Annotated in this window: 9 protein-coding genes; 2 read left to right on the top strand and 7 right to left on the bottom strand. The window is 61.9% G+C overall.

Going from position 1 to position 12,335, the window contains the following annotated elements; genetic code table 11:
* Positions 1–28: 28 nt before the first annotated feature.
* The 6 genes from L0F51_RS17450 to L0F51_RS17475 form a co-directional block, all read right to left on the bottom strand.
* Complete coding sequence (locus L0F51_RS17450; protein ID WP_234630463.1) at positions 29–1,306, bottom strand: AGE family epimerase/isomerase; 1,278 nt, start codon at positions 1,304–1,306, stop codon at positions 29–31.
* Complete coding sequence (locus L0F51_RS17455) at positions 1,299–2,159, bottom strand: glucose 1-dehydrogenase (protein WP_234630464.1); 861 nt, start codon at positions 2,157–2,159, stop codon at positions 1,299–1,301. Before L0F51_RS17455 ends, L0F51_RS17450 begins: the two co-directional genes overlap by 8 nt.
* A 181-nt stretch (positions 2,160–2,340) precedes the next feature.
* A complete protein-coding gene (gene scpA / locus L0F51_RS17460; protein ID WP_234630465.1) occupies positions 2,341–4,506 on the bottom strand; it encodes a methylmalonyl-CoA mutase in 2,166 nt (721 codons plus the stop codon).
* On the bottom strand, positions 4,503–5,993 hold the full coding sequence (locus L0F51_RS17465) for a methylmalonyl-CoA mutase family protein (protein WP_234630466.1): 1,491 nt from the start codon (positions 5,991–5,993) through the stop codon (positions 4,503–4,505). Before L0F51_RS17465 ends, scpA begins: the two co-directional genes overlap by 4 nt.
* A gap of 266 nt (positions 5,994–6,259) precedes the next feature.
* Positions 6,260–6,670, bottom strand: coding sequence for a DUF4332 domain-containing protein (locus L0F51_RS17470; protein ID WP_307152890.1), 411 nt, complete (start codon positions 6,668–6,670; stop codon positions 6,260–6,262).
* A 189-nt stretch (positions 6,671–6,859) separates the two neighbouring features.
* Positions 6,860–7,324, bottom strand: coding sequence for a DUF2267 domain-containing protein (locus L0F51_RS17475; protein ID WP_255701523.1), 465 nt, complete (start codon positions 7,322–7,324; stop codon positions 6,860–6,862).
* 146 nt (positions 7,325–7,470) lie between these two features.
* Between L0F51_RS17475 and L0F51_RS17480 the strand changes: the two genes are divergently transcribed.
* Positions 7,471–8,841, top strand: coding sequence for a hypothetical protein (locus L0F51_RS17480; protein ID WP_234630468.1), 1,371 nt, complete (start codon positions 7,471–7,473; stop codon positions 8,839–8,841).
* Between the two features lie 814 nt (positions 8,842–9,655).
* Here the strand turns inward: L0F51_RS17480 and L0F51_RS17485 are convergent.
* Complete coding sequence (locus tag L0F51_RS17485; protein WP_234630469.1) at positions 9,656–11,215, bottom strand: DUF1963 domain-containing protein; 1,560 nt, start codon at positions 11,213–11,215, stop codon at positions 9,656–9,658.
* 301 nt (positions 11,216–11,516) lie between these two features.
* On the opposite strand from L0F51_RS17485, the gene L0F51_RS17490 reads away from it, so the two are divergent.
* Positions 11,517–12,239 (top strand): glutaredoxin, encoded by a 723-nt coding sequence (locus L0F51_RS17490; protein WP_234630805.1) that lies wholly within the window; start codon positions 11,517–11,519, stop codon positions 12,237–12,239.
* Positions 12,240–12,335 lie beyond the last annotated feature (96 nt).

Consider the following 12,335-nt stretch of genomic DNA (forward strand, 5'->3'; position numbering starts at 1 on the left):
GGAGGCGGCGGCATCTGCGTCGCCGCTTCTACTCTTGCCCAAATCTGTCCACTTGCTGCGCGAGCGCGACAGCGATGCTCGGCGTTGCGGGCAGGAGGGGCGTCAGCGTTGCCTGATACGCGTGATAGAGATCCGGCTTGCCTTCGTAGATGCGCTCGCTGTCGCGCCCTTCGGCATCGACTTCGTTGAGCCATCCACCGCGTTCGCGGTCAATCATGGCAAGGTCGATATAATCCCAAAGACGCCGGTACCATTCGCCATAGATTTTTCGCCCCGTCCGCTTGAAGAGCGTGGCCGCGGCAGTGATCGCTTCCGCGTGCACCCAATGAGCGCGTTCGGGGACGCTGGGCCTGCCGTTCCAATCGAGCGTGTAGACGAGGCCTGGCCGTTCATCGGCCGCCCATCCGAGATGCATCGCGGTCTCAAACAGAGCAATGGCATCCTCCAGGAGCCAGCTGGGCGGTGTCTCTCCATGGGCTAGAAGTGCTGCTTCCAGCTTGAGAAGCAGATGCGACCATTCCAGAGAATGTCCCGGCGTCGTGCCATAGGGGCGGAGATCGTCTTCCGGTTTGTCGCGATTGTAATCGCGCAAGATCTGCCAGTTTCGGTCGAAATGCTCTGGAATGCAGTAATCATTGGCGCGTGCATGGTCGTGGATCAGGCGTTCGGCGATGCGAAGCCCGCGCTCGCGCCATTTCGGTGCATCGAGGGCGTCCGCAAGCGCGAGGCACATTTCCAGGGAGTGCATGTTGCTGTTGGCGCCGCGATAGTCCTCTTCGTTGCTCCAGTCTGAGGCGAAGCTCTCTCGCATCGCGCCTTCCGCGTCATCCCAGAAATGCGTCTCGATCACGTCGATCGCCTCTTCGAGCAGCTCCTTTGCAGCCGGTCGCTTTGCGACGAACGCTGTTGAGGCTGCGAGCGCCACAAAGGCATGCGCGTAGGCCTGCTTGCGTCTCGGGGCGCCAGCATCCGGGTCCCGCAGCCACCAGCCGCCGTTTTCGCCGTCACGTAACGGCCCCGATGCGAGCGAAGCCAAGCCGTGATCGACGAGCGGAATGCATCCGGGAAGGCCTTGCAGCATGCCGAGCCCATAAGAATGCACCATGCGCGCGGTCACGATGGTTTCGGCGACCGGCTTATCCGGAAGGCGTCCATCGAGATCGAGCGCAGCAAAGCCGTGGGCGACAAGCGACGGCTTGGAAAAGTCGAGAAGTTTGCGACCTTGCGTTCCGAGCCAAGCCTGGTGCTGGCGTTGGACGAGCCAGTTGCCCGGCTCCGGTCCGAAAAGTGCAAGAGGATCAAGCATTGACGATCATGCCGCCGTTCACGTGGATCGTCTGACCGGTAATGTAGGAGCCGTCTTCGCTTGCCAGATAAACGAAGGCGGGGCCGACTTCAGAAGGCTGGCCGATCCGGCCCATCGGCGTATCCTTACCCATCTCGGGCATGCTCTGCGGATCCACGCGACCCCAGCTGGCGGGCTGAATGGGCGTCCAGACTGGGCCTGGCGCAACCTGGTTGACCCGCACGCCTCGTTTGGCGACTTGCTTGGCCAGAGCTCGGGTAAAACCGGATATAGCCCCCTTGGTGCTCGAATAGGCGAGGAGATCTTGGTCTCCCAGGAAGCCATTGACTGAGGAGCAGCTGATGATCGAGCCGCCCTTGCTGAGATGCGGCATTGCGGCCCGGCTCAGATAAAAGATCGAATGAATGTTGACGTCGAAATGCCAGTTCCAGTCGGCATCGGAGATCTCGGTCACATCCTTGGCCACTTTCTGAATGCCGGCGTTCGGTACCAGAATGTCGAGGCCGCCGAAGGCGGCAACAGTCTTTTCGACCGCCTCCTGACAGAAACCCGGATCCCGCAGATCGCCTTCAATCGCTATGGCGCGCGTCCCCTCTGCCTCGATCCGGCGGATCGCCTCTCGCCCGTCATCGGCTTCTTCCGGCAGGTAGACGATGGCGACATCCGCTCCTTCGCGAGCAAAATGCAGTGCCACGGCGCGGCCGATACCGCTGTCGCCGCCGGTAATGAGCGCGCGCTTCCCGGCAAGGCGTCCGGCTCCTTTGTAGCTGTCTCGGATATGTTCGGCCGGCGGCGTGAGTTCGCTCTCGCGGCCCGGCATGCGGTCTTGGCTTTGCGGTGGGATCTCGGTCAAGGGATCGCCCTCCGTTGTTTATGGGATCAATAACGCAACGGAGAAATGCCGAGCCCGTTGCATGATCGCTGTCATGCTCGGCGATATCTGCGGGTCGGCGCGCGTGGGCGCTCGACTTGGTTTTCAAGAGGCTTGCGGGGCGGCGGGAAGCCGCCCGCAGTACCTCGTCAGACCCGAGGCTTTACTCGGCCGCTTCCTGACTGTGATAGCCGCGCCGATGATTGAGCTCATCCAAAAGCTTCGCCGCCGATTCCGCAATCACGGTTCCGGGAGGGAAAATCGCCGAAGCTCCGGCCTTCTTCAGCGCCTCGAAATCCTGCGGAGGGATCACGCCTCCGACGACGATCATAATGTCTTCGGCCCCCTCGCGATCAAGCGCCTGCCGCAGCGCCGGTACGAGCGAGAGATGGCCCGCAGCGAGAGACGAGACACCGACGACATGCACGTCGTTTTCGACCGCCTGGCGCGCCACTTCGTCCGGCGTGGAGAAGAGGGGCCCGACATCGACATCGAAGCCGAGATCCGCGAAGGCCGACGCGATCACCTTCTGGCCCCGGTCATGCCCGTCCTGACCCATCTTGGCGACGAGGACACGCGGCCGCCTTCCGTCGGCGCGCTCGAACTCGGCCGTCATTTTTAAGACTTTTTCGACCGCTTGATTCATCGAGCCGACCTCGCGTTTGTAGACGCCCGACAAGGTCTTTACCTCGGCCATGTGGCGGCCGAAGACCTTCTCCATGGCGTCGGAGATTTCGCCGACCGTGGCGCGTGCTCTCGCGGCCTCGATGCTGAGGGCGAGGAGATTGCCTTCGCCGCTTTCGGCCGCTTTCGTCAAATTGGCGAGGGTTTCCTGCAGTTTCGTCGGATCGCGCTCCGCCTTGAGGCGGGTGAGTTTGTCGATCTGCTCGCGCCGCACGGCCTCGATGTCGACCTTGAGGACGTCGATCTCCGGTTCTTCGTCGCTTGGGTAGAGATTGACGCCGATGACGGCCTGCTTGCCGGAATCGATGCGCGCCTGCGTTTTCGCGGCGGCTTCTTCGATGCGGAGTTTTGGCAGGCCAGCTTCAATGGCCTTGGTCATGCCGCCGCGGGCTTCGACCTCTTCGATATGGGAAAGGGCGCGCCGCGCGAGATCGTCGGTCAGTTTCTCGATCGCGAACGAGCCGCCCCACGGGTCGATCGTATCGGTGGTGCCGGATTCAAGCGCCAGGATGAGCTGCGTGTTGCGGGCGATGCGGGCGGAGAAATCCGTTGGCAGCGCAAGGGCTTCGTCGAGTGAATTCGTATGAAGACTTTGCGTGCCGCCTTGCGTCGCTGCCATCGCCTCGATCGCCGTGCGCGCGACATTGTTGAAGACGTCCTGCGCGGTCAGCGACCAGCCGGAGGTCTGGCAGTGGGTGCGCAGCGACAAAGAGCGCGCATCGGAGGGAGAAAAATTCTCCTTGATCAGCTTCGCCCAGAGGAGGCGGGCGGCCCTAAGCTTCGCCACCTCCATGTAAAAATTCATGCCGATGCCGAAGAAGAAGGAGAGCCGCGGTGCAAATTTGTCGACGTCGAGCCCGGCTTTGACGCCGGCGCGCACATATTCGATGCCGTCGGCGAGCGTGTAGGCGAGCTCAAGATCTGCCGTCGCCCCGGCTTCCTGGATGTGGTATCCAGAAATAGAAATCGAGTTGAAACGAGGCATATTCTCCGCAGTGTAGGAGAATATATCAGAAATGATGCGCAGAGACGGGGTCGGCGGATAAATATAGGTGTTGCGCACCATGAACTCTTTCAGGATGTCATTCTGGATCGTTCCTGAAAGATCCTTCTGCGCAACACCCTGTTCTTCCGCCGCGACGATGTATAATGCCATCACCGGCAGGACGGCGCCGTTCATCGTCATCGACACGCTCATCTTGTCGAGCGGGATGCCGTCGAAGAGTTCCTGCATGTCGAGAATGGAATCGATGGCCACGCCCGCCATGCCGACATCGCCGGAAACGCGTGGATGATCAGAGTCATAGCCGCGATGGGTGGCGAGGTCGAAGGCGACCGAAAGGCCCTTCTGACCGGCGGCGAGATTGCGGCGGTAGAAGGCGTTCGATTCCTTCGCCGTGGAGAAGCCGGCATATTGGCGGATGGTCCAGGGCTTCTGCACGTACATGGTGGGGTAGGGGCCGCGGAGATAGGGCGCGATACCCGGGTAAGTCTCTAGAAAATCGACGTTTTCGACGTCGGCCGCGCCCGGGCGGGGGGAAAGCGTGATCTCTTCCGGTGCGGTCCAGGAGCCCTGTTCGTGAGTTTTCGGCGCGGTTTCGGGCTTTTGCCAGGCGATCTGGCGAAAATCGGGAAGCGGGCTCATGCCGACACCTTTTCGTTGGCCGTCAGGGCCGTGATTTCAGCCGCAGAGAGCGGCGTGAGAAGACCGGATTGTTGTGGAATTTGAGAGGCTTCCACGGCAATCTCCGGCTCCTTCGGATTGGGGTAGAGCGTCGCCCCGACAAAGGGCGAGGCGCCGTCCGCGATCTTTTCAAGCAGCGCCTTGCGCGCCTTCGCGATGCGCCCGGTAAAGGCCTGATCGATAAGGCTTTTCAGGATTCCGCCCTCGGCTTCGATCGCCTGAAATTCTGCCCAGCTTTTCTCACAAAGGGCGTCCGTGAGGGCTTCGACGGCGCCGGATCCGGCGGCGGGATCATCAAGATGATGTATGCCGGATTCCGCCATCAACAAATGCTGGATGTTGCGGGCATAACGGCGCGCGGCGCGGTCGGGCAGCCCGTGGGCGGAAGAAAACCCAAGCACACCAAGGGTTTGTGCCCCGCCGGCGGCCGCCGAAAAGGCCGCGATCGTGGTGCGGATGAGGTTGTTGTGGGCGTCCGCCGCCATCATCATGCGCGACGCCGTCTCGCCGTGAAGGCGCGGGGAAAAGTCCGACACACCGCAGACTTCGCCGAGCCGGCGGGTAAGAAGCGACACAGCGCGGAATTTGCCGATGGTGGCGAACTGGTCGTGCCCGGCCGCGAGCGTAACGCCGATTTTCGGCAGGACTTCGCCGGGCGAAAGCCCCTCGGCCGCAAGACCGCGAACAAGGCCCGCGATCGTCGCCACGACGGCGGCGAGCTCCTGCGCCTCGCTCGCGCCGGCGGAATGATAGATGCGTCCGTCCGCTTCGAGGACCGTACCGGCAAAACCGGCTGTCTCGAGTTCTCTCAAAAGAACAGCGAGAGCGAAAAAATCGACCGACGAGATATCCCCGCCGAAACGGGCGAAGCGGCCGATCGGATCGATGCCGAAGGCGATGGAGCAATCGGCCGGGGAGAAGTTCATCTTGGCGACCAGCGCGGCGACGCGGCGCGCGGTTTGAACCGCGTCCGCCCCCGGTTCGAGACGAAGATGAATGGCCGGGAGCTCGACGCCCTCGAGCGCGGTGGCGATCGCCTCCTCGCTCTCCGGCAGTCCGAAGCCGGCGGCGGACGGCGCACCCGCGAAAACGAGGGCGAGCCCATCGGCGCCGCCCGACAGATCGGCGAGCGCCTGGCGCGAGGCGGCGGTCGGTTCGGGATGGTCGATGCGCTGCACGATCCGCCAGGGACCGCTGCGTGCAGCTATCGGCGCGGCATCGGCGGCGCGGGGATAAAGCGGCTCGATCGAGATGCCGTCGCGCGTCTCTGAGCGCAGCGAGGCAAACTCCGCGCCCTTCAGCGCCTTGTCGGCGAGTGTGCGCCAGTCTTCGGCGGCGGGCTGCGGAAAGATGTTGAGCGGCGGGCGCTGCTGCCCGGTTCCTGATGCCCCGGTTCCTAGCGAAGAAGGACCGGGCGAAGAGGCCTCAGATGAACGGCTCGATGACATGACAAATCCTCCCGGCCTTTTTGGTTCGGCCGTTTTACTCTTGGGCGAAGCGAGGGGGCAAGACAGGCGGGGATTTCGCCCGCACATCGACGCCGCTTTCGCCACACCGCTTTTGGCTGGCGTCTTACCGGCTCGAAAGCCTGGCGCCCATTCGCCAATAGTCGTTGCCGCTCAAGCGCCTCGGCGGTGAGGGGCAGGGAAGGGCGCGGATGGCGCTGAGATGTGCCGGAGTGCGCGCGCGTCGGGCGCGCGGCCAGGCGGGACCCTCAATAGGTCATCATTACGGGCAGGCTTTTGGCTTCCTCGACCCAGCCGGCGACGCGCTTTTCGCTCGGCAGGAGCTGCACCATCGGCCGCGCCGCGTTCGCCTCCTGCATGCGCTTGACGAGATTGGCGACGTTGCGCCGTTTCAATTCCTTGACGGTGTCGACGCCCGCGGCTTCGAGAAGCTCCGAATATTCCTCCGCCACGCCGCGAATGCGCATGAGATCGGCCATATTTGCGAGGCGCAGGATGAATTTTTCCGAGATGCCGGTTTCCTGGGCGAGCATCCGCCGCCCCTTCGGCGTCGACGCACGCTCCAGGAGTTTTGCGGTCGTGCGAACGCGCACGCGCTTCAACGCGGCGCATTCTTCAGGCGACAGGCATTCCATGGCGGAGATGGAATAGGACGGCACGCTCTTCCTCCAGCAGCCCCCCTCTGCCATCATTTAGACGCATTTTCGCCCGCAACGCCAGCGCCGAGATCACGTGGGTGTGAGCGGCCCCCGGTCGCGCCCCGGATGACGGCCTGGACGACGGCCCGGACGACGGCGCGTGGCCGGCCCGAGCGACGAGCCCGAACGCAGGTGTTTGAAGGTCCGGCTTCAGAGAAACTGGGAAAGCCCCGGCGTGCCGCGCACCAGTCTGTCGGTCGTTTCCGTGCCGACCTTTTCGCGGGCAAAGCCGAAGATTTCCTCGCCGAGCGTCTGGATCTGGCCGATGTCGAGGCCGAGCCCCTGCAAAGCGCCCAGAATTTCCATGATGCCGCCGCCCATCAGCCCGCCGAGACCGCCGAGCGTGACCGCATCCTGATCGGGCGTCGGCCCGACATAGTCTTCCGCCCCTTCGATGGCCGCGACGAGCTTCGCCATCTCCGCCTCGGGGCCCTCCCGGTTGAGGAAGGAGAACACCGCGCGGATGGCAGATTGCGCCGTCTCCGCGTCGACACCAAGGGCGCGCCTGACGCGCTGAACGAGCTCTTCCATGAGGGTTTTCCCGGGACGTTTTCGGCGAGGGGTTATGGCCGCGGGGCGGAGGGGAGGCAAGGGGGAGGGGAGGCTAAGTATCATGGGGCCGAAAAATACGAAGTTGCCTCCGGTCGCACTTCCCGTCTTATCCTGGAGGGATTACTATTCGTTCAACTAGATATGAGGGTTTTGTACAATCGCAAACCGTTGATACGAGTTTGGCTAAACCAATAAGGCGGTGTGTCGTTGTGAATTCAGATAACAATTCAAATATAGAAAATTGGGTCCGTATACGCCCCTTATCCGAATTAGAAGACATAGATAGTGTGATAAGAACGGCCGGAGGTCGACGAGCTCATGAGGATTCGGATAAAAGGAAAGAAAAGAACGCAGATTACCTGATAGGAAACAATATCATAGAGCTAAAAATGCTCGATGATGAGCGTCTCGAAAAGCCGGAAGCTCAGGCAAAAATTGCATCACTTTTTGGGAGCGCTCAGCCGGGGCGTCCGGTGGTAGTCATAGATCCTCATACTTTAAAGCGAAATGACAGATTATTGTATGCGTCAATTATGCAAAGCCCAATAAAAGGAGCCGTAAGATCGGCAAAGAATCAATTAAAACAAAGCAGAAAAGAGTTTGGTAATTCATATAATACATTATTATTTGTTGTAAATAATGGATTTACAGCTCTGACACACGAGGAAATTTTAAATCATGTTGTAAAGAGGGTGCGCAATGACACTTCGGAGATTGATGGTGTCGTAGTCTCCGGATGCTACATGCACGGAGATGGTTTCGACGCCTATGCTCTGTGGCCGATAGATTATGTGCCGATAAATGATGGCTGTCGATTTGGGGAATTTGAAGCTCTGAAGTCGGCGTGGGGCGACCTTGCGCAACGACATATGTCTGGGTTCGTGAGGGGCGAACACGGTCCTGCTGCCGCGAAGGGGGTGCAGAAAGACCTCGTCTTCGATTGGGAAGGGCGCACCTTTGTGAAGCCCGCTATCCCTATTGGCCGCGAGAGTGCGTTTTTCGGGAGGCGCCGGCCGCGGCTCCATCGCCTTCCTTTTGATCGCGTGAGGCACGTAGCGCTCACCATTCCTCAGCTTTCGGCAGTAGAATACCGCAGGGTAAGAGCTGCACTTAAGGATGAACCGTTGTTGGAGAGTTTGGAAACTTGGGAGGCTCATGTGGAAGAGGCATTGTCCCATAGTACTCCTCTCAAGCCGGTGGTCCCAGTCGATATCTCAAGGGGCGGATGGGAAGCATGGAAGCGTCGAAATCCCGACTCCAATGGGCTGCACTCCCTTCGACTTGCGGCTAATGAACGGTACGGCGTTAAGGCGAGCAAGCTAGTCCATGCGGCCAAGGAGTATGTCCCGGGTGCTGCGCTTCCGAGAAGATATATTGCGGTTGTCGTTGAGATTATTGGGCAAGATGAGGAGAACGACATTTCCCATATTGGTATAGCTAAGCAGAACGAAATCGAATGGATCATTGAAAACGAAAGGGTGCCGCATTTTCATGCGCTATCTCTTGCTGCCGCACATGCAATTAAGCTTGATATAAATGACGTTTTATGGAGACACGATCTAAAATACGCGTGGCAATAGAGAAATTATAAGAAATAAAATTATAGATTTTTAGTTAGAAAGATATTTTTTCAAGGCTCTCGGTGTGCGCGAAAGCTGCCTTCGCCCTCGATCGCTGCTTGGCGCGACCTTTCGCCGAGGGCGAGCAACAGACCGTGCCGCGGGTGATGCCGTGCTTGCTATCAAGTTCCTTTTCCCGCCGGGCCTGGCACCCGCTTCCGACCTTTCAGCTCGCGGAGAAGAGGGGAGGCCGTGCCGCTGGCTGATGGCGCGCTCGACAATCGGCGCCACCCCTCACCCGCCGCTTCGCGGCGACCTCTCCCCACGGGGGAGAGGAACAGGCCGTGCCGCGCGCCGGGGCGGTGGCTTCACTCGTGCTTTCCTGGTTTGTCGTGACCTGTGCCGAGCTCCGGTTGCGGCCGACGGATGGGTGAGGGCGTGTGTTCGGGCACGGCGGAGTTCCCCTCCCCCTTGCGGGGAGGGGTTAGGGGAGGGGTGTCGGCGGCTTTTGCGCGTTTGGCGCGGCGGTGCCCTGAGCTGGCTCGGAGTGACCCCTCACCCGGCTGCCTTTGGCAGCCACCCTCTCCCCGCAAGGGGGCGAGGGTTGGGCCATGCCGCGGGTGATGGTTTGCTCAATAATCGGCGCCACCCCTCACCCGCCGCTTCGCGGCGACCTCTCCAGCCTGTGTTCCTTTGGGGGGAGAGGAACAGGCCATGCCGCGGGTGAGGCCGTGCGGGGCCGCCGTTTCCCTTCAGCTCGGGGATTGTGCCGTGTTCTCCGGTCATCTCCGGCGGGCGAGGGCTCATCACGCAGGTCTCCGGCCGCGACCTGGCGTCATCCAGAGACGACGAAGGCGTGGATGCGGGAGAAATCGCCTTTGCGGGTGTCCTGGCGGTTGGCCATGTAGATGAAATCTCCATGGTCGAAGAAATCGAAACCGACCTCTCCGCCGGATGCGATCTTCAAGAGAAGGAACCAGTCCTGAGCGGTCGTGAGGTCGTGCCAGCTCGCACGGCGGGCGTGTTTCGCCGCCGCGTCCTGCAATGTTGGAAGGTCGCGCACGCCCGTCACGCCGAACATCTGGTGTTGGGGGCCGTCGCCGACGTCGAAGGCTTCGCGGATGGCGGCATAGAAGTCGTACGGGTCTTCGAGCCCGACTTCCACATAGGCCTCGGGCAAAGAGCCGGGCAGGCCGAAGGGAACGCTCAGAGCGCGATCGAACCGCAGGAGCTGCCGCGAGCGACTGATCTCATACTCCGACGCCAGCACGACGACGGGCTCGCCATCGCGCAGAAACGCCAGGCGCCCGGTGACGTCGGTGGCCGCGACGAGATCTTCCTCGCCCTTTGAGGTGGCGACCATACGATCGGTCGCCTCATCCCATTCCACCATGTTCATGGCCCGGCTGGCGGTCTCCTCCGCATCCGAAGGCAGGTCGTGCGCGACCAGCGCCGTGTCGCTTTGGGTGTAGAGGACAGTCCCGTCCGACATATCCGTGCCGCTGAAGAAGGATAGAAGCCCGGCGGCTGGCAGGTCATCCGGCAGATCGGCGGTCAGATCGTGCGGCAGGTCGGCGAGATTGATCTGGGCAAGAAAGTTGAGATGGAAACCGCTGCGGTCGCGCGGCCATGCGCTCGCCTCGGCGAGGTCGGGGCCGCCGCCGACGCGGCTCTGCCCCAGGCCTTCGCCGTTGCTTTCGCCCGCTTCCGTCAAGACGAGCGTCGGCAAGGCGATCCGACGAAGCGCCTCGCGTCGATCGCCGAGGCCTGCGGATTGAACGGCTTCGTCGAAGCGCGTTTCGACATCTCGGACAGGCGGCGCGGGCTTTTCGCCGGGACCCGCCGGGCGGGCTGTCTGCCGCTGCACAGCGGCCCTGCTTCTTTCCATCGCCCGGGTGAGGAGATCGTCCATTTCCGCTCTGGCTTCGGCGCGGGCCGCATGCGCGCTCTCGCCTTCAACCTTCAGTCGCATCGACTGGAGAACCCGGAGGAATTCGCTCTCCACCGCCGGAAGATCCTGCCCATCGCACATGGCTGTCGCGTGGTACCAGGCGGACCCCTCCGGTGGGACGAGAAGAACGCGCAGACGATGCCAGGGGCGGCTTTCACCGGTCTCGGGGTCTTCCAGGCGGTCATCGACCCGGCTCCACTCGCCGGACAGATCGGCGAAGGCGACGGGCCGGCGCTCGGTTACGGGCCGGGCGCCGGAGAGCGTTCTCGTCAGCCAGTCTTCGGGCGAAATCCCCTCGGATGGATCGCTCGTCCAAACGCTCATCTGAGCGGAGAACATCGTTCTCGGCTGTCTGAGGAAGAAGATCGATCCCGCCAGAGCCGTGACGGCTTCGAAGAATTGCCCCTTATCGACGGACAATTCTCCGGTTCCGATTCTGTCCATGCGTTGAGGCCCCCCGACCGATGGCAGCTTGGAGAGAGCTTATGCTAGAAGCCGCCCCCGCACTTTCAAGCGGCAACCGCCTCTTCATCGCTCCTTTCTCCGTCCGCGCTTGAACCCCAATGCGCTCAGGGCGTTGGCCCCGCAAGAAGACTTGAAACACGTGGGAAACGGCATGTCGGAGACAGCGGAAAGAGTGGCCCCGGAGAGAGCGGTGGAGGGCCGGGCGCCTGAGAGCGGGGTGTCGGGAAGTGCCAACGGACAGGGGCGTGCGAGCGGGGCGAAGGAGGCTGCCGTTTATCGCATGGTGATGGAGGAGCATGTCTGCCCCTATGGCATCAAGGCGAAGGATCTGCTCGAACGCGAGGGGTTTGCGGTCGAGGATCACTGGCTCGAAACCCGCGAGGAGACGGACGCCTTTCAGCGCGAGCATGATGTTGAGACGACGCCGCAGGTCTTCATCGCGGGCCGCCGCATCGGCGGCTATGACGAATTGCGCGAGCATTTCGGCCAGCATGTGACGAAGGAAGGCGAGACGAGCTACCGGCCGGTGATCGCCATCTTTTCCGTCGCCTTTTTGATGGCGCTCGCCGTCAGCTTTGCCGCCTTCGGCACGATTTTGACGGGGCGCGCGCTCGAATGGTTCATCGCCATTTCGATGTGCCTGCTGGCGGTGCAGAAGCTGCAGGACGTGGAGAGCTTTTCGACCATGTTCCTGAACTACGACCTGCTCGCGCCGAAATATGTGCGCTACGCCTACTTTTATCCCTTCGGCGAGGCGGCGGCCGGGATCTTGATGATCGCCGGGGCGCTCACCTTCATTTCCGCGCCGATCGCGCTCTTCATCGGCGGGTTGGGGGCGGCCTCCGTCTTCAAGGCCGTCTATATCGACAGGCGGGAGCTGAAATGCGCCTGCGTGGGCGGCGGCAGCAATGTGCCGCTCGGCTTCGTGTCGCTGACGGAGAACCTGATGATGCTCGCGATGGGGATCTGGATGCCCTACCGGATGCTGGTTCTGGGCTGGTGATCGGCGCACGGCTTTTCTGCGGGTCCGCCATGCGCCTGTGATTTGCCGAGCGGGGGCGCGATCGGCTAGGGACGGGGGAACCCTGGCGCGCCCGGG

Origin of the sequence: Afifella sp. H1R (assembly GCF_021462425.1) — a bacterium.
GTDB lineage: Bacteria > Pseudomonadota > Alphaproteobacteria > Rhizobiales > Afifellaceae > Afifella > Afifella aestuarii.

Coding starts and splice junctions, on each gene's coding strand:
- L0F51_RS17450 (WP_234630463.1), bottom strand. CDS start 1,306: ATGCTTGATCCTCTTGCACTTTTCGGACCGGAGCCGGGCAACTGGCTC.
- L0F51_RS17465 (WP_234630466.1), bottom strand. CDS start 5,993: ATGTCATCGAGCCGTTCATCTGAGGCCTCTTCGCCCGGTCCTTCTTCG.
- L0F51_RS17490 (WP_234630805.1), top strand. CDS start 11,517: ATGGTGATGGAGGAGCATGTCTGCCCCTATGGCATCAAGGCGAAGGAT.
- L0F51_RS17485 (WP_234630469.1), bottom strand. CDS start 11,215: ATGGACAGAATCGGAACCGGAGAATTGTCCGTCGATAAGGGGCAATTC.
- L0F51_RS17475 (WP_255701523.1), bottom strand. CDS start 7,324: ATGATACTTAGCCTCCCCTCCCCCTTGCCTCCCCTCCGCCCCGCGGCC.
- scpA (WP_234630465.1), bottom strand. CDS start 4,506: ATGAGCCCGCTTCCCGATTTTCGCCAGATCGCCTGGCAAAAGCCCGAA.